Raw genomic sequence first — 17,075 nt, 5'->3', positions numbered from 1 at the left:
TGTGTGTCGTCTATAACATCAAGCGAGCTGTGAAACCGTGAATTCCACCGCAGTATGGCGATTCAACACAGCCAATGAAACCGACTCACGAGTGATTCGCCGTTCGCTCCGTCGAACGGCGTGATCCTCGTGCGTCGTGTGTACATTCTTTTGTCCGTCAGTATTAGTCGGTCTCGGGCCCGAACTCGACGAGCACCAGGTCCCGATCGAGCATGCAGTGATCGTGTGGCGGGTCGCCGACTACCTCGGTGATCTGGTATTCGGTATCGAAATCCGCCCCCGCGGGCTCACAGAACTCGTGGCTCGGACACTCGGTGTAGGGGCACGGGCCTTCGAGAGCCGCCTTGCTCCCGGCGTAGGCGGCGTTCGAGGTCACGTTCGCGAGCATCGGGGCCGGTTCGACCTCGACCGCGGTCACCCCCGAGGCGTGGACGGCACATTCGAGCGTCCCGGAATCGCGGGTGCCGGTTATCCGGTACCGACGACCCTCCGTCAGGTTTAGACACTGTTCGCGGTAGGGACAGCCCGCACACGCCTCGGATTCGCCCCCGTAGACGAACTCGGTCCCCACCTCCGCGAGGTGCGTCCCGATGAGCGTGACCTTCGACATACACCCCTTTTCGGTGGCGATGTGTTAAGACCGTCGCCCGGTCCGTCGCCGAACCCCTTTGCGATGCGCGTCCAGGGAGATCGCGTCGGCCGCTCGGGGAAGCAGACGGCTGTAGCGTCTCGGGCCGTGATATCGAGGGTCAGCGATACCGAGGGTCAGCGATACCGAGGGTCAGCGATACCGAGGGCCGGTGGTGGTTTCCCGTGTCGTGGGCCTCGCGTGGTTCCGACCGGAGAGACAGATCTGCACAAATTATTAGGACGGACTTCGAGATGGATCCTGTATGCGCAAACCGCTACTGACGACGCAGTTTCTCGACCGTGCCCGTCGCGATTACGGGTCGCACGAGGCCGTCGTCGCGACGACCGGCGAACGGTTCACGTACGAGGAACTCGGCGACCGCGCGGACCGGCTCTCGGCGGCACTCCAAGAGCGCGGAATCGAGAAGGGCGACTCCGTCGCCGTCCTCGATCCGAACACCCACTACCAACTCGAAGCGGCCTACGGGATCATGCAGTTGGGCGCGATTCACACGCCGCTGAACTACCGGCTGTTGCCCGAAGACCTCGAGTACATCCTGAACGACGCCGACGTACGGGCCGTCGTCGTCGATTACGAACTGGCCGAGAAGATCGAGGCCGTCCGTGATTCGGTACCGACCGAGATCTTCATTACGAACGACAGCGACGAGACCGAAGGCGAGTGGGAGGACTTCGAGACCGTCATCGACGGGGTCGAACCGGAGTACGACGAACCGGAGATGGACGAGGACGACGTCATCACCATCAACTACACCTCGGGGACGACCGGCGACCCCAAGGGCGTGATGCGGACCCACCGCACCGAGAGCCTCCACGCGTATCTCATCTCGATCCACCAGGAGATCACGGACGACGACACCTACCTGTGGACGCTGCCGATGTTCCACGTCAACGGCTGGGGTCACATCTACGCGGTCACCGGGATGGGCGCGAGACAGGTCTGTACCCGCGGAATCGACGCGGAGTGGCTCTTCGAGACCATCAACGAGGAGAACGTCTCGTATCTCTGTGCCGCGCCGACCGTTCTGAACATGCTGCTCGATTACTACGAGGACCACGACGTCTCGACGAGTGGCGACGCCGACGTCCGCGTCGCGACCGCGGGCAGCGCCCCGCCGGAGGCGACGATCCGGACCGTCGAAGACGAGTTCGGCTGGTATCTCAAACACGTCTACGGCGCGACCGAGACCGGTCCGCTCATCACCACCTCCGACGCCCGGCGCTACTTCGATGACGACTCCGAGGAGCGCTTCGCGGTCAAAAAGACCCAGGGGATCGGCTATCTCGGCACCGACGTTCGCGTCGTCGACGAGGACGGCAACGACGTCGACGAGGACGGCCAGTCGATCGGCGAGATCGTCGTCCGTGGTAATCAGGTCATGGATCGGTACCTCGGCAAGCCAGACGCGACCGAGGAGGCGTTCAACGACCGGATCGAGGGCTACTACCATATGGGCGATCTCGCGACCGTCGACGAAAACGGGATGATCCAGATCCAAGACCGCAAGAAGGACATCATCATCTCCGGCGGCGAGAACATCTCCTCGATCGAACTCGAGGACACGCTGTTCGAACACCCCGAGGTCTCGGACGTGGCGATCATCCCCGCCCCAAGCGACGAGTGGGGCGAGACGCCGAAGGCGTTCGTCGTCCCGACGAGCGGCGACCCCGACGCTCCGGGCGTGAGCGAGGACGAACTGACCGAGTTCACCCGTGAGAACCTGGCGAGTTACAAGATGGTCCGCCGCGTCGAGTTCGTCGAGGAACTGCCGACGACGGCGACCGGCAAGATCCAAAAGTACGAGCTCCGCGAGCGCGAGTGGGAGGACGAGGACTCGATGGTCGGGCAGGGCTGATACCTCCGAAACGACGAAGCCACCTCTCAGGTGGATCGTCGACAGTACCACCCGGCGTCACGGATCGTCCGTTCTCGGGGACCGGGACGTGCCAACGTGTTTTTGATTACACGGCCGAAACTCGATCACGGGATTGACCATGATCGGGGGACTCGGCCAGTGTGTGAGTGGAAGCATCGATCGGTCGAAGCTGTGTGCGTACGTCAATATCCTGCTTTTGATCTCGTTTCTCGCCGTAGTGGCGTCGTCGGTCGTCATCTGGGTCGTGTTGCCTGCCGGGGGGCTTCGCGGCGCGACGTTTCTCGGTATCCGACGGGGTCCCTGGACCGACGTCCACCTCGTGTCCGGTGCGGTGATGGCCGTACTCGTCGTCGTCCATCTCACGCTCCACGTCGACTATCTCAAGACGCTCCCGGCGATCGCCCGTCGCTGAGGGGTGTCGCATCTCCCTTTCGCGGCCACGCGCTCCCGGTGAATCCGGATTCACGCCGCTGTATATTTAAAATGACACAATATTGTGGATACTGTGGTTCGATCTCCTAAATACTGAGAATCCGCGATCGATACTTGGTATTCACCGCGGAATCGCAAAACGCGGCGGTCAATCTCGTCTCGGCGGTCGAGACGGCTGCGATCAATCTGATACGAACTATGTCACACGAACAATCGAAATCGGAGACGGACGCCGAAACGGATTCGAACGAAGACCGGTTTTTCCTCCGGGATCTAGGGGTCGAGCGGCGGGATTTCATGAAAGCTGGGATGGCCGCCGGTGCGGCGACGTCTCTTACCGGCTGTACGGGACTTCTCGGCGGCGGCGGCGACGAGCAACGGGCGGCGAGCGCGGATTACGAAGTGCCGCCCGGCGAACACGACGACTACTACGCCTTCCTCTCGGGGGGCCACTCCGGTGAGATCCGCGTCTACGGCCTCCCGTCGATGCGGCAACTCATGCGTATCCCGGTGTTCGGCCGGGAGAGCGCTCGGGGACACGGTTACGACGACAAATCACGGGAAATGCTCGAGGAAGCCGGCGGGTATACGTGGGGTGACACGCACCACCCCCGTCTGAGCCAGACCGGCGGCGAGTTCGACGGTCGGTGGCTGTTCATCAATGACAAGGCTAACCCACGTATCGCACGAGTCAATCTGAAGTACTTCCAGACCGATGCGATCGCACACGTCCCAAATACACAAGGTATCCACGGCGTCACTGGCTGGTATCCGGACACTGAATTAGTCCTTGGCAACGGGGAGTTCCGAGTTCCGATACCGAACGATGGGCGGAATCTTGAGGACCCCGATAAGTACCGCTCCGTCTATACGGCGATTGACCCGGAAAGCATGAACGTCGAGTGGCAGGTACTCGTCGACGGAAACCTCGATAACTCCGATAGCGGAAAGAACGGTCGGTACACGTTCTCGACCTGCTATAACAGTGAAGAGGGCGTGGATGAACAGGGGATGACTGCCGACGACCGTGACTGGGTCGTCGCCTTCGACATCCCGCGCATTCAGGACGCGGTCGAAAACGGCGAATACGAGGTCGTCAACGACGTTCCGATCGTCGACGGCAGACAGGGGAGTTCGCTAAACGAGGCTGACCGTCCGGTCACGACCTATATTCCCGTTCCGAAAAACCCCCACGGCGTCAGCGTCACTCCCGACGGCAAATACGCCTGTGCGAGCGGCAAACTGAGTCCGACGGTCTCGGTGATCGACATCGAGGCGATCGACGAGGTCGACGACCCCGAGGAGGCGATTGCCGGCCGCCCGAACGTCGGAACCGGCCCGTTACACACCGCCTACGACGGGCGCGGTCAGGCGTACACGACACTGTTCATCGACTCGCAGGTCGCGAAATGGGATATCGAGCAGGCCGTCGAGGCCGAACTGGGATCGGAGGATCCGGTCATCGAGAAGATCGACGTCCACTACAGCCCCGGCCACTGTCAAGCCGCGCAGTCGTACTCCACGGATCCGACCGGCGATTGGCTGCTCGCGCTGAACAAGTTCTCACAGGACCGCTTCCTCCCGACCGGGCCGTACCACCCGGAGAACGACCAACTCATCTACATCGGCGACGACGAAGAGGGAATGCAACTGGTGAAGGATACACCCTCCTACGCGGAGCCACACGACGCCACGATCGCCCACCGGGACAGGCTCGATCCGGCCGACATCTGGGACCCCGACGATTACGAACTGGACTATATCGACTCGGGTGAGTCGAACATCGAACGCGACGACGGGCGGGTGTATATTGAAACCTACGCGATCCGGAACCAGTACGGACTCTCCGATATAACCGTCCAGGAGGGTGACGAGGTCACCCTGCATGTGACGAACATCGAAACGGCAAAGGACATCTCCCACTCGGTCGTGATTCCCGAGTACGATATCAACCTCTCGCTTGCACCCCAGGAGACCCGGAAGGTGACGTTCACCGCCGACAACCCGGGCGTCTTTTGGATGTACTGTGGGTACTTCTGCAGCGCTCTCCACCTGGAGATGCGCTCCAGGCTGCTCGTTGAACCCGAGGACGAACCGGAAGGTCCCGACCCGTTCTGACCGAGACACGGACAACACCCACCCCAAACCCATGAAACTTCCATCACTGCGCGATTTCACCCAAATACGACGAATCATGGCACTCCTCTCGGGGGTGTTGATGATCGTATCGCTCGCGTTCCCGGTCTGGCGGATCATCCTGACCGCACCACAGTACGCCGGCCGGAAACTGTACGTTCGGCTGTACGCGTACCCGCGGATCACCGGGGACGTCAGGGAGGTCTCGGGACTCAACAAATACGTCGGGTTCCACTTTCCGGACCCCGTCTACCTCGAGCCGAACTACGAGGTGGCCGAGACGGCGTACGCGCTCCCCGAATGGTCCATTGGCCCGATGTTTTTCGTCGTGTTGGCCATCGGCGCGTTCGCCATCTCCCTGTCGTCGGACGCGACGATCGCACGCCGCCTGAAGCTGTACTTCGCCGGGGTGATCGCGGCCTTCGTCGGCCTGCTCGCCTGGGCGCAGGTCCGGCTCTATCAGGTCGGTCACAACCTCGACGAGAGCGCACCCATGGCCGGCGTCGAGGGATTCACACCTCCGGTTCTCGGCGGCTACCAGATCGCGAACATCTCCGGGAACGCCTGGCTCGACGTCGGCGGGTACCTCCTGGCCGTCGCCGTGATCCTGCTCGGGACCGGCGTCGTCTTCCGGGACTCGGAGGCGACGATCCGAGAGCTGCCCGAGGAACTCCCCCGGGTGTTCAAAAAGGGACGCGACCGCATCGTGAATAGGATCGCCACCCGGAGTACGTGAGATCTGAGAGACCGATGGGCACACTCGAAACCGGATTCGTCGCGCTGTCCGTCCTCGTCCTCCTCGGCACGGCCGTCGGTGGGGTCGTCGTCGCCGACGACGGCGAGCCGACGGACCGCGTGACGTTCGATCCCGACGTCCGGGACGTCGACTCCTTCGAACCGACCGAGCGAGACGGCACCGCCGTCGTCGACGGCACCCAATACGAGTCGGTTCAGTCGGCGGTCGATGCCGCGTCTCCGGGCGATACGGTCACCCTCGAGGGGCGATTCGAGGACGAGCGCGTCGTCATCCGAACCCCGAACGTGACGCTCACGAGCACGGACGGGTTCGCGGTCATCGACGGCGGGGCGGGCGACAGCGCCGCCGCCCCGGACGACGACGACGGCTCCCCGGACGGCAAAGCGCCGGGCGATGACGGGGCGGTCGGCGAGGCAGTCGGAAGCGACAGCGAGTCGAGCAACGACACCGTGCTGTCCGTCGACGCCCCGGGTGTCACCCTCGATGGCGTCTGGGTCCGGAACTCCGGTCTCAGCGCGACCGAACAGGACGCCGGGATCTGGGTGACGGACAACGGCTCAGATTTCCGGCTGGTCGACTCCCGCATCACCGATATCACCTTCGGCGTCTGGCTCCACGAGACCGACGGCGCGCTGTTGCGAAACAACACCATCGTCGGCCACGAGGGGGTCTACCCGCTCGCCAAGCGCGGCAACGGTATTCACCTGTTTTACACCTCGGACGTACGGATGGAGGAAAACGCCATCACCGGCGTCCGCGACGGGATATACTTCTCGTGGGCGTCGGAGTCCCACGCCCACGGGAACTACATGTGGGACCTCCGATTCGGGGTGCATTACATGTACTCCGACAACTGCGTCCTCGAGGGGAACGTGGCGTTCGACAACGAGGTCGGCTTCGCTCTCATGGTGAGCCGGAATCTCGAAATCGTCAACAACACCGCGGTGAACAACACCGGCCCGAGCGGCCACGGTATTCAGGTGCTACAGATCGACGATACGGTCATAAACGGCAACAAGCTCGTCGGCAACGTCCACGGGGTCCACCTCGACAACTCACAGCGGATCACCCTCGAGGACAACCTACTGATGGAGAACAGACGCGGGGCACACATCACGAGCGGGACCCGGGACGCCGAGGTCCACGGAAACAGTTTCGTCCACAACGATCGGCAGGCGTTCACGCCGATGAGGGCTCAAAAGCACTGGGACGGAAACTACTGGTCCGACGCGCGCTCGGCGGATCTGACCGGCGACGGGACGAGCGAGATCCGACACCGACCCGAGGGGCTCGTCGAGGTTATCGCGTACAGAAACCCCGAAGCGGCGGTCTTTACGAACAGCCCCGCGTTCGACGCGGTCCGGATGGCCGAGAGTTCGTTCCCGATACTCGAATCACCCGGCGTTGTCGACAACAGACCGCTCGTCGAGGCCGAGCACGACTGGAGGCGATACTATGGAGATTAAGATAGACGACGTAACGAAGACGTACGGCGACGTGACCGCGCTAGACGACGTTTCCTTCGACGTCGAGCGGGGCTCGACGTTCGGCCTGCTCGGTACCAACGGGGCCGGCAAGACGACGCTCATCAAACTCCTCGTCGGGCTGGATCGGCCGGACGACGGCCGGATCCGGATCGGAGAGACGGACGTGGCAACGGCGGGTCGGACGGTGCGCGAACTCGTGGGGTATCTACCCCAGCGGATCGGCTTCCCGTCGAAACTCACCGGACGCGAGGTGCTCCGGTTTACCGCGCGGACCCGGCGGATCCCGAAAGCCAAATGGCAAGAGCGCGTCCCGGACGTGTTGGATACGGTCGGTCTGGCGGGGGCCGCAGATCGAAATATCGGCGGCTACTCCGGCGGCATGCGCCGCCGGCTGGGGCTCGCAACGGCGATCCTGAACCGTCCGCCGGTGTTGATACTCGACGAACCGACCGCGGGGCTCGATCCCGAGGGCGTCGCCGAGTACCACCACGTCATCGAGGAGATAACGGACCGGACGGATTCGACGGTGTTGTTCTCCTCGCACGTCCTCTCGGAGGTCGAGTCGCTGTGCGATTCGGTCGCCGTCCTCCACGGCGGGGAACTCCGTGCGTCCGGTACCGTCGAGGGGCTCACCGAGAGCGTCGGATCGGGAGTAACCGTCCGAATGCGGGTCGACGACGTCGGTACCGCCGCTACGATCGCCCGCCGGCATGGGGACGTCTCGACGAGCGACGACAGCGTGGTGGTCGAGCTGGCCGAGGCGTCCGTCTCCGATCTCATCGGGGACATCAACGAAACCGTCGACGTCGCCGGGGTAGACGTCGAACGTCCCGGTCTGGAGACGATCTTCCACGACGCGGTCGAGATCGGCGATATCGGGGAGGTACCGGCATGACGGCCGCTGAACTCCTAGAGGACGAGGACGGCGTCTCGGCGGGCGAGACGGTGTTCGAGGCGTCCGAGGGCAACGGGACGATCGTCGACAGCGGACGGCGCACGGCGGCCCTGGTCCTGAACGAATACCGCCTCGCGGTCCGGAGCCGATGGGCGGCCGCGCTCACCGCGATCTTCGCCCTGTTTTCGCTTTTGATTCTGACGTTCAGCGGTGCCTCGGTCGGGCCGGCCGGGTTCGAGCGGATCGTCGCCAGCCTCGTCAACCTGGCGGTTTATTTGCTCCCGCTTGCGGCGCTCGTGTTCGGCTACGACGCCGTCGTGGGCCACGAGGACAGCGGATGGCTCGACGTGTTGTTCGCGCTCCCGATCTCCAGATCGCAGGTCGTCATCGGGACCTTCATCGGGCGAGGGATCGTCCTCGTCGGCGCGACTGCCATCGGATTCGGGGTCTCACTTCCCTTCCTCGTGCGCGATTTCGGCGCGAGCGTGATCCCTACGTTCGGGTTCTTCGTGTTCGCGGCGATCGGGGTCGCGCTCGCCTTCTTCGCGATCGCGGTCCTCGTCTCGTCCGTCGTTTCCGAGAAGGTGTACGCACTCGGGGGCGTCCTCCTCGTATGGGTGTGGTTTACCCTGATCCACGACCTGCTCGCACTCGGGTTCGTCGCCGCGTTCGATCTCCCGAGCGGGGCCATCGTATCGATGATCGTCTCGAACCCGGCCGACGTGTTCCGGGTGCTCGCACTCAGCCGACTCGAGGTCGGCGGGGGGGCCGGATTCGCGGCCGTGATCGCCCAGACCGACCTCTCGATGAACACGCTTCTCGCGTCGCTCGGCGCGTGGATCGTCCTGCCGACAGCGCTCGCGGCCGTACTCATCAGACGTCGGAGGCTCTAAGCGTGATCGACGAAACGAATCCCCGGTCGAACGGTTCGCGCCGCTGGACCCGGCGGACCGTTCTCGCTGCCGCGGGGGCCGTCCCGCTTGCCGGGTGTCTGGGCGGAGACGATGCTCCCGAGGAGATCCCCGACCCCGAACCGATCGGCCGGAGTCAGACGTGTACCCAGTGCGGGATGATCATCGCCAACTATCCCGGCCCCACCGGACAGGTCCCCTATGGCGGGTCACTGCCGGAGGGCGAAGACGGGCGGACCCAGTTTTGCTCGCTGGACTGTCTGTTTGCCTTCGACGGCGAGCGGCGACGTCTCGGCTGGGAACCGCTCGCGTACTACGTCACCGACTATTCGAATGTGGAGTATGAGATCAACGCCGACCTCGAGATCTCGAGACACCTGGCGGTGGAGACGTTCGCCGACGCGGAGACGCTCCGGTACGTTTACCGGGCGGGTATCCAGGGTGCGATGGAGGGGACGGCCGTACCGTTCTCCGAGGAGGAGGATGCGGACGCGCTCGCGGAGGAGTACGACGGGAGCGTCACGGACTGGGACGGCGTCTCGGAGCTGTATAGGTGACGGTTTCCGGGAACGAGTATTCCCCGAGGGCGTTCACCGCCACCGCTAATATCGTCGAACCCCACTAGCCGGTATGCGGCGTCGAACGGTACTGACGGCGTTCGGTGTCGGATCGGTCGCCGGGGTATTGTCCCTCGGAGCACCGCGCTTCGGGCTCGAGCGCGTCTACGGTCGCATACTCCGTGGTCGTCATCCGCACGCTGACGGGCGAGTCACTGTTGCCGTCGACGTGCGGGGTCAGCCGACAGACGGTTTCTTCGAGTCGCTTCGGACCGTGCTGGGATACTGGGAGGACAACGCCGAGCAGTACGCCGGGTTCGACGTAACGTACGAACTCCGTCCGGATGCCGACGCCCCCGACGTGGTCGTCGCCGCGGTCGACTCGATACCCGATTGTGGCGCGGACCGTCCCCGCGGGACGCTCGGGTGTGCGACGTACGTTTCGTCCGATACGCTCCGTATTGCGCCCGCCCACGTTCAGGTCCGCGGCGATCTCACGGGCGAGGAACTGGAGACGACGCTCAAACACGAGTTCGGACACACCCTGGGGCTGGAACACGACGACGAACCCAGCGATGTCATGGCCGAGACACCGCTTTCTACCCCCGACAACTCGGATCGATCGAACGGGGTGATCGGCCTGTACGCACACGGTCTCAACCGTCACGAGTGGGCGATCGAGGCGTTCGAAGCGGGGGAGAAGCGCTATCGAAACGGGTCGTTCCGGGCGGCGGCCAACCGGTTTCAGATGGCCCACTGGGAGGCGCGGGGCGGGACGGTACACTTCGAGGACGCCCACGAGATCGCGATCGAGGTCGGAAACGACGCGGCCATCGAGATCTGTGCGACTGCTGCCGGGACGATGGACTCGTTGACACGATCGTGCGAGGCGTTCGGTGCCGCGGCGACCGCCGCCGCGCGTGACGACGACCCCGACGTCGAGCGGGAACTCGCCCGCCAACGGGAGTCTCACCGGCGGTATCTCGACGGCGACCTACCGGAGCGTCAAAGCCTCGAAACCGCGTTCGGCACCCGCAGTGGCGGTGCCGACCCGGTCGGTTCGACCTGATCGGACGTCTGCCGTCCCCGTCGTCGACGGGGGTCCGAGAGACGCCGTCCGGACGGGGAGACCGGCGTTCTCGACGCACGGTTCCCTTCGCGGGGTCGTTCGGCCCGGCGGCGACTACTGGAACTCGGGTTCGCGGTTCTCGACGAACGCTTCCATCCCTTCGCGCTGATCCGGCGTCCCGAACAGCGATCCGAAGGTCCGTTTCTCGTAGTCGAGACCGCTGACGTCGCTGTAGCCCTGTGCGATGGCGTCCTTGGCCGCCCGCAGCGCGAAGGGAGGCTTGGCCGCCAGTTCGGCCGCCAGTTCGGCCGCCCGGTCGTCGATCTCGTCGTCGGGGACGACCTCGCCGAACAGGCCCTCCTCCGCTGCGGTTTCGGCGTCGAGGCGCTGGCCGAGGAAGATCATCCGCTTTGCGGTCTCCTCGCCGACGAGCCGTGGGAGTCGTTGGGTGCCGCCCCACCCGGGGATAATGCCGAGATCGATCTCGGTGTTGCCGATGAGCGCCGACTCGCTCCCGATCCGGAGGTCACACGCCATCGCCATCTCACAGCCGCCGCCGAAGGCGTAGCCGTCGACGACGGCGACCGTCGGGGCCGGGAACCGCTCGATGGCGTCGGCGACGTCGTGGCCAAGTTCGCCCCACGCCTGGGCCTCGGTAGTCGAGAGATCCTTCATGTACGCGATGTCCGCCCCGGCGATGAAGGCGTCGTCGCCGGCGCCGCGGAGGACGAGCACGCGGGCGTCGTTTGCCCCGGCCTCCCCGACGGCCTCGCCGAGGGCTTCGAGCGTCTCGACGTTCAACGCGTTGAGGGCGTCCGGACGGTCGACGGTTACCGTTGCGATGTCGTCGCTCCACTCCAACTTGACTGTGTCCCACGTCATGAGTGCGGGTTCCCCCGGAGACCGAATAAAGCTACTGACGTGGGCCGGTCGGCGCTACCGTCGGCTCCCCGTCAGCTCGTCGAGTTCGTCTAAATACGGTTCGCGGGGGACCTGATACAGCGACCGGTAGTCGAGGTCGCCCGCGGAAAACCGCCCCGTCAGCCGTTCGGCCCCTTCGATCGCGTCGGCTCGCGATCCGTGCGTGTCCGATTCGTGTTCGACGTCCGGTTCCAAACGGAGCGTGACCACCCAGGGGGCGTTCGGCGGGAGGGTTCGGTTCCCCTCGGGGCGGCGGTTCGGTCGGCCACGCGTGACGTACACCGTCGGCAGACACGGGGCGGGAAACGTCGTCCCGTCGAACACGTCGGGTCGGTACGCCAACACGGCCCGGTCGTCGTCGTCGTTCCAGACCGTCCACCCGTCGCCGAGATCCGCCGAATCGAACATGGTCCCGATTGGCTTCGAGGGATCATTATCCCGATGGTTCGGAGTCTCGGGCGGGTCAGAGTGGTTCGGAGTCTCGGGCGGGTCAGAGTGGTTCGGAGTCTCGGGCCGGCCGAGTCCCGCACGGACGAACCGGGCCGTCATACGGCCGGCCGAGTCCCGCACGGACGGACAAAACCGTCGTACGGATGGACGACGGACGTTCACCCAATGCACCGGCCAAAACCAACCAAAGCAACAGTCTTTATACGCTTACGGACGGCGTCGTCCCTATGGGCGCTGACAAGCAAGAGCCGATGATCCGTCCGGCGGACCCGCCGGGCGATCCGTCGGCCTTCGAACGCGAACCGCGTGACACCGTCTCCGAGTACGTCGACCTGGCCGCCGACCTCGAGGCAGCCGTTTCCGGCTCCGTTCGGTTCGACGAGTACGCGCAGATATTATACGCGACCGACGGGAGCATCTATCAGGCCCGTCCCGCCGGCGTCGTCTATCCGGAGGATGTCGACGACGTTCGCGCTGCTGTCGAGATCTCGGTCGAACACGAGGTACCCGTACTCCCGCGGGGTGCCGGCTCGTCGCTCGCTGGCCAGACCGTCGGTCCGGGCTGTGTCGTCCTCGATATGTCCCGGCACATGGACGGGCTCCTCGAGATCGACACCGACGCCAAGCGCGCCCGGATTCAGCCGGGGATCGTTCAGGACGACCTCGACGACCGACTCGCCGAGGACGGTCTGAAGTTCGCGCCCGACCCGGCCTCCTCGAACCGATCGACGGTCGGCGGCGGTATCGGGAACAACTCGACCGGTGCACACTCCGTCCGATACGGGATCACGGACGCCTACACCGAGGAGATCAAGGCCATCCTCCCCGACGGCTCCCTCCTGCACGCCCGAGAGGTCGTCCTCGACAGCGAGGAGTACGACGAGATCGTCTCGAAGGACGACCGCGAGGCCGAAATCTACGAGACCGTCCGGGCGCTCGTCGAGGGCAACCAAGCGGAGATCGACTCGAAATATCCCGACCTCAAGCGTCGCGTCAGCGGATACAACGTCGACCGCGTCATCTACGAGAACGACGACGGCGAGGAGGTCATCAACCTCTCGAAGCTCTACGTCGGCAGCGAGGGAACTCTCGGCGTCATCGTCGAGGCCACGGTCGGCCTCGTGACGAGACCCGAGGAGACCGCCTTGGTGCTCTACTGTTTCGACACGCTCGTCGATGCCATGAAGGCCGTCCCGGAGGCCCTGGAGTTCGACGTCAGCGCCGTCGAGTTGATGGACGACGAGGTGTTCCGGCTGGCCGCCGAATCAGACGGCTACAGCGAGTACGTCGAGCCGATTCCCGAAGGGACGGCGGCGGCACTCATGCTCGAGTACGACTCGGAACTCCACGACGACTTCGAGGCCGCGATCGGGGCGACGAACGAGTACTTCGTCGACGAGGGCGACGCGTTCGATGCGATCGAGGCCTATACCGACGCGGATCAAAAGGACCTCTGGTCGCTCCGAAAGGCGGCGATCCCGCTCTTGATGGGCCTTCAGGGCGACCCAAAGCCGTACCCGTTCATCGAGGACGCAACGGTACCACCGGAGGAACTCGCCGAGTACGTCATCGAGTTCGAGGAGGTCCTAACGGATCACGACACCTCCGCTGCGTACTTCGCTCACGCCGGCAGCGGAACGCTGCACATCCGGCCGATCTTGAACCTCAAAGACGAGGTCGGGATCGAGAAAATGCACTCGATCACGGACGACGTGACCGACCTGGTGTTGAAACACCACGGCTCCTTCTCGGGGGAACACGGCGACGGGATGGCCCGAACCGAGTTCAACCCGAAGATGTACGGCGACGACCTCTGGACGGCGTTCAAAGAGATCAAGACCGCCTTCGATCCCGAGTGGTTCATGCACCCCGGAAACGTCGTCTACCGCGACGGTCCCGAGGACGTCGGTCCCGAGGGAAGCCGCGGTGTCGGCGCGGACATGCGCGAGAACCTCCGATACGGGTCGAGCTATCAGTCGCTCGAACCGCAGACGAAGCTCGATTTCTCCGAGGAGGGCGGCTTCTCACACCTCGTCGAGCTGTGTAACGGCTGTGGAACCTGCCGACAGACCGACGAGAACACGATGTGTCCGACGTTCCGGGCCTCCCGCGAGGAGGTCCAAGCCACCCGGGGACGTGCGAACTCGCTGCGGGCCGCGATCAGCGGCGAACTCCCCGAGGACGAGATCTACTCGGATCGCTTCCAGGAGGAAGTACTCGACCTCTGCGTCGGCTGTAAGGGCTGTAAGTCCGACTGCCCGACCGGCGTCGACTTCGCAAAGCTGAAAGCCGAGGTCAAATACGACTACCACCAAGAGAAGGGGACGAGCCTTCGTTCGAAGCTCTTCGGCAACGTCGACACCGTCAACGCCCTCGGGAGCGCCTTCGCGCCGATCTCGAACTGGGCCCAGAAGCTACCGGGGTCGGATCTCGTCGCCGAGAAGGTCCTCGGGATCGCCCCCGAACGCGACCTTCCGACGTTCTCGAAGGAGACGCTCGTCGACTGGTTCGACTCGCGCGGCCCGCAGGTGTCGGAGACGGAGGCCGACGACACCGTCCTCCTGTTTCCGGACACCTACACGAACTACAACTATCCCGAGCCCGGGAAGGCCGCCGTCGAACTGCTCGAGGCGGCGAACGTCCACGTCCGCGTTGCGGACAAAGACGAAATCGCTGCCAGCGGCCGGGCGGCCTTCTCGATGGGCCTGCTCGACGAGGCCGAGGAGCGCGCGCGGACGAATCTCGACGCGTTGATGCCCTACGTTGAGGACGGCTGGTCGGTACTGTTCGTCGAGCCCTCCGACGCCGTGATGTTCCAAGACGAGTACGTCGACCTACTCTCCGACGACCGCGTCGAGGACCTCGCCGTCGCCGCCTACGGCGTCTGTGAGTACCTCAACACGTTCCAGGTCACGGAGGGAATCGACTTCGACGCGCCCACGGAGTACGTGACCTACCACGGCCACTGCAACCAGAAGGCGCTCAACCGCGATCACCACGCCGCCGCCGCGCTCTCGTCGGCCGGCTACGACGTCGACGCGCTCGACTCCTCCTGTTGTGGGATGGCCGGCTCCTTCGGCTACGAGGAGGAACACTACGAGCTCTCGAAGGCGATCGGCGAGATACTCCACGAGAAGGTCGAAGAGAGCCCCGGCGGGACGGTCGTCGCCCCCGGTGCTTCCTGTCGTTCCCAGCTCGCGGACGACGACTTCGAGGGCGAACGGCCCGCCCACCCGGTCGAGAAGCTCCACGAGGCGCTGGCCTGATATCCTCCTCGCGCTGAGGCGCGAGGACTCCTCCGTTGGGGTTTTTTCCGATCCTCCGTTGGGGTTTCCCGGCCAGTCGCGGCCGTCCCACCCGACGTCTAACGCTTTCGGCTCGCTCCCGACCGAGACGCCACGCTTTTAGGCCGATCGACGCCTACCGACGGGTATGCCGAAACCACGCGACGACTTCGACGACCTCCGCGAGTTCGAGTTCCGGGAGCCGGAGGCGGTCCTCGAGCGGGACTCCCTCTACACCGTCTACGAGATTGCCCGCCTGCTGCAGGGCGTCGATCCCGGCGCGGAACTCGACGTCGAGACCGAGGAGGTCCTCCTCGATTGGGCGATCCCGTGGATGCTCGACCACAGCGGGGCGTTCGTCTTCGCCGAACCCGACGCCGACGACGAGCCGGGGTATTACGGCCTCAGATGAAACTGCTGGTCGCCGGGAGCGCCGAGGTCGACGCCGGGAAGACGACGTTCACGACGGGGCTGATCGAGCGAACGGGGATCCGGGGATACAAACCCCGCGCCGGGAACGGCTACTGGTACGACCAGGACGACTACCGCCGGGCCGTCGAGGAGGGGCGGCTCTACGGCAAGGACGCGAAACGGATCGCGGCGGCGAACGCGGACTCGAGACGACCCGAGGCGATCAACCCCGTCCACCGGCTGTGGCTGCCGACGCCCGGCCGTGGCAAGGGTATTTTGGGCCGTGACGGCAGGCGCTTTTTGTTCGACCGCGTCACGCTCGATTCGGACGTCTACGTCCGCAACGGCGAGGCGGACGTCCCGCCGGCCGCAACGCGCGCGTTCCCGCTCGATCGGGCCCACAGCGTCGACTCGCTGTCGGCGTTGAACGACCTGATGGCCGACTATCACGCGCGTGCACTGGGCGGCCTCACGGAGGAGATCGCCGGCCGCGAGGGAGCGATCGTCGAGTCCTACGCCGACATCGCCCGCCCGCTCTCGGCGTTCGTCCCCGACGCGGTCGCCGTCGTCGAGCCCCGGCGCTGTCGGGTCTACGACGGCGACCGGTACGCGAAGGCCTGCGACGTCGCGAGCGGCAGCGCCCACGAGGGCCGCCTCGAAGAGCGCGTCGGGAACGTCGTCGACCTCCTCGATCCGAACGATTCGATCACGCTGCCGGCGCTTTCGAGTTCCGAGCGCGACGATCTCGCGGTCGTCGCCGACGCCTACGGGGACGCCTACGACGCGCTGTTGAATACGGCGTGAACTACCCTACCCTACTCGCTCACGGCTGACGCCGTTCGCTCCTTGAGGGTAGGGCTTCCTGCTTCCACGACGCGCTTTGCAGACACAGGTGTATCCACAGGGAGTGCAGTCTCCACAGGCGTTAACGAATCGCCCTGCGATTCGTTCGCACACCAGAAATCGAAGATTTCTGGGGACGTTGATTCGGAGTGTCCCACTCCTACATCTTGCAGACCGCGAGAAAGGATGTTCCATGCCGTCGCAAAATCGCTATGCGATTTTGCTGCCCGTCAGACGTAGTCTGACGACCGCGTTCGCATCCCTGTCCACCTCAAACCCGCAGGCAGGACAGGAGTGTTCACGGACCCACAACGGCTTCTCCGTCGAGACACCGCAGGACGCGCACTCCTTAGTCGTCCCTCTCGGGCTAACCGCGACGAAGTGCGCCCCCTCG

15 protein-coding genes and 1 pseudogene are annotated in these 17,075 nt (G+C 64.6%); 12 read left to right on the top strand and 4 right to left on the bottom strand.

All coding sequences use genetic code 11. The annotated features are described in order from the left end of the window. Positions 1-163: 163 nt before the first annotated feature. Positions 164-610: a UPF0179 family protein gene (locus HZR14_RS11940; RefSeq protein ID WP_181693098.1), complete on the bottom strand. Its 447-nt coding sequence runs from the start codon at positions 608-610 to the stop codon at positions 164-166. A 283-nt stretch (positions 611-893) separates the two neighbouring features. Here HZR14_RS11940 and HZR14_RS11935 point away from each other — a divergent pair, with 283 nt between their 5' ends. The 9 genes from HZR14_RS11935 (at position 894) to HZR14_RS11895 (ending at position 10,772) form a co-directional block, all read left to right on the top strand. Next, positions 894-2,507, top strand: a complete 1,614-nt coding sequence (locus HZR14_RS11935; protein WP_181693097.1) for a long-chain-fatty-acid--CoA ligase — start codon at positions 894-896, stop codon at positions 2,505-2,507. A 163-nt stretch (positions 2,508-2,670) separates the two neighbouring features. Next, positions 2,671-2,940 (top strand): DUF4405 domain-containing protein, encoded by a 270-nt coding sequence (locus HZR14_RS11930; protein WP_181693096.1) that lies wholly within the window; start codon positions 2,671-2,673, stop codon positions 2,938-2,940. Positions 2,941-3,158: 218 nt separating this feature from the next. Beyond that, positions 3,159-5,078, top strand: a complete 1,920-nt coding sequence (nosZ, locus tag HZR14_RS11925; RefSeq protein WP_181693095.1) for a TAT-dependent nitrous-oxide reductase — start codon at positions 3,159-3,161, stop codon at positions 5,076-5,078. A 76-nt stretch (positions 5,079-5,154) separates the two neighbouring features. Continuing rightward, positions 5,155-5,832, top strand: a complete 678-nt coding sequence (locus tag HZR14_RS11920) for a hypothetical protein (protein ID WP_181693094.1) — start codon at positions 5,155-5,157, stop codon at positions 5,830-5,832. Positions 5,833-5,846: 14 nt separating this feature from the next. Continuing rightward, entirely contained in the window at positions 5,847-7,319 is a 1,473-nt protein-coding gene (gene nosD / locus HZR14_RS11915; protein ID WP_181693093.1) for a nitrous oxide reductase family maturation protein NosD, read from the top strand. After that, positions 7,309-8,235: an ABC transporter ATP-binding protein gene (locus HZR14_RS11910; RefSeq protein WP_181693092.1), complete on the top strand. Its 927-nt coding sequence runs from the start codon at positions 7,309-7,311 to the stop codon at positions 8,233-8,235. Before nosD ends, HZR14_RS11910 begins: the two co-directional genes overlap by 11 nt. Further along, positions 8,232-9,128, top strand: a complete 897-nt coding sequence (locus HZR14_RS11905) for an ABC transporter permease (RefSeq protein WP_181693091.1) — start codon at positions 8,232-8,234, stop codon at positions 9,126-9,128. The genes HZR14_RS11910 and HZR14_RS11905 overlap by 4 nt, the downstream gene beginning before the upstream one ends. 2 nt (positions 9,129-9,130) lie before the next feature. Continuing rightward, the gene (locus HZR14_RS11900) at positions 9,131-9,703 is read left to right on the top strand and encodes a nitrous oxide reductase accessory protein NosL (RefSeq protein WP_181693090.1); all 573 of its coding nucleotides are present in this window, start codon (positions 9,131-9,133) and stop codon (positions 9,701-9,703) included. Between the two features lie 73 nt (positions 9,704-9,776). Beyond that, positions 9,777-10,772 carry a matrixin family metalloprotease gene (locus HZR14_RS11895; RefSeq protein WP_181693089.1) on the top strand — a complete coding sequence of 332 codons (996 nt, stop codon included), beginning with the start codon at positions 9,777-9,779 and terminating at the stop codon, positions 10,770-10,772. Between the two features lie 114 nt (positions 10,773-10,886). Here the strand turns inward: HZR14_RS11895 and HZR14_RS11890 are convergent, their stop codons facing one another. Both HZR14_RS11890 and HZR14_RS11885 read right to left on the bottom strand, forming a co-directional pair. Next, a complete protein-coding gene (locus HZR14_RS11890; protein WP_181693088.1) occupies positions 10,887-11,654 on the bottom strand; it encodes an enoyl-CoA hydratase/isomerase family protein in 768 nt (255 codons plus the stop codon). 54 nt (positions 11,655-11,708) lie between these two features. After that, on the bottom strand, positions 11,709-12,101 hold the full coding sequence (locus tag HZR14_RS11885; RefSeq protein ID WP_181693087.1) for a DUF5820 family protein: 393 nt from the start codon (positions 12,099-12,101) through the stop codon (positions 11,709-11,711). Between the two features lie 293 nt (positions 12,102-12,394). On the opposite strand from HZR14_RS11885, the gene HZR14_RS11880 reads away from it, so the two are divergent. From HZR14_RS11880 to HZR14_RS11870, 3 genes are all read left to right on the top strand, one after another. Further along, positions 12,395-15,409 carry an FAD-binding and (Fe-S)-binding domain-containing protein gene (locus HZR14_RS11880; RefSeq protein ID WP_181693099.1) on the top strand — a complete coding sequence of 1,005 codons (3,015 nt, stop codon included), beginning with the start codon at positions 12,395-12,397 and terminating at the stop codon, positions 15,407-15,409. 166 nt (positions 15,410-15,575) lie between these two features. Beyond that, positions 15,576-15,839, top strand: a complete 264-nt coding sequence (locus HZR14_RS11875; RefSeq protein WP_181693086.1) for a DUF5827 family protein — start codon at positions 15,576-15,578, stop codon at positions 15,837-15,839. After that, positions 15,836-16,642 (top strand): ATPase, encoded by an 807-nt coding sequence (locus HZR14_RS11870; protein WP_181693085.1) that lies wholly within the window; start codon positions 15,836-15,838, stop codon positions 16,640-16,642. The genes HZR14_RS11875 and HZR14_RS11870 overlap by 4 nt, the downstream gene beginning before the upstream one ends. An 11-nt stretch (positions 16,643-16,653) precedes the next feature. On the opposite strand, the pseudogene HZR14_RS11865 reads toward HZR14_RS11870, so the two are convergent. Further along, positions 16,654-17,075: pseudogene (locus HZR14_RS11865) on the bottom strand (zinc ribbon domain-containing protein); the annotation flags it as partial.

The sequence above is a fragment of the Natronomonas salinimetallica genome (assembly GCF_013839515.1).
Taxonomy (GTDB): domain Archaea; phylum Halobacteriota; class Halobacteria; order Halobacteriales; family Haloarculaceae; genus Natronomonas.
This window is presented reverse-complemented; position numbering and strand designations above follow the sequence as displayed.

Coding starts and splice junctions, on each gene's coding strand:
- HZR14_RS11880 (WP_181693099.1), top strand. CDS start 12,395: ATGATCCGTCCGGCGGACCCGCCGGGCGATCCGTCGGCCTTCGAACGC.
- HZR14_RS11895 (WP_181693089.1), top strand. CDS start 9,777: ATGCGGCGTCGAACGGTACTGACGGCGTTCGGTGTCGGATCGGTCGCC.
- HZR14_RS11940 (WP_181693098.1), bottom strand. CDS start 610: ATGTCGAAGGTCACGCTCATCGGGACGCACCTCGCGGAGGTGGGGACC.
- HZR14_RS11870 (WP_181693085.1), top strand. CDS start 15,836: ATGAAACTGCTGGTCGCCGGGAGCGCCGAGGTCGACGCCGGGAAGACG.
- HZR14_RS11910 (WP_181693092.1), top strand. CDS start 7,309: ATGGAGATTAAGATAGACGACGTAACGAAGACGTACGGCGACGTGACC.
- HZR14_RS11935 (WP_181693097.1), top strand. CDS start 894: ATGCGCAAACCGCTACTGACGACGCAGTTTCTCGACCGTGCCCGTCGC.
- HZR14_RS11875 (WP_181693086.1), top strand. CDS start 15,576: ATGCCGAAACCACGCGACGACTTCGACGACCTCCGCGAGTTCGAGTTC.
- HZR14_RS11905 (WP_181693091.1), top strand. CDS start 8,232: ATGACGGCCGCTGAACTCCTAGAGGACGAGGACGGCGTCTCGGCGGGC.
- HZR14_RS11890 (WP_181693088.1), bottom strand. CDS start 11,654: ATGACGTGGGACACAGTCAAGTTGGAGTGGAGCGACGACATCGCAACG.
- HZR14_RS11885 (WP_181693087.1), bottom strand. CDS start 12,101: ATGTTCGATTCGGCGGATCTCGGCGACGGGTGGACGGTCTGGAACGAC.
- nosZ (WP_181693095.1), top strand. CDS start 3,159: ATGTCACACGAACAATCGAAATCGGAGACGGACGCCGAAACGGATTCG.
- HZR14_RS11920 (WP_181693094.1), top strand. CDS start 5,155: ATGGCACTCCTCTCGGGGGTGTTGATGATCGTATCGCTCGCGTTCCCG.
- nosD (WP_181693093.1), top strand. CDS start 5,847: ATGGGCACACTCGAAACCGGATTCGTCGCGCTGTCCGTCCTCGTCCTC.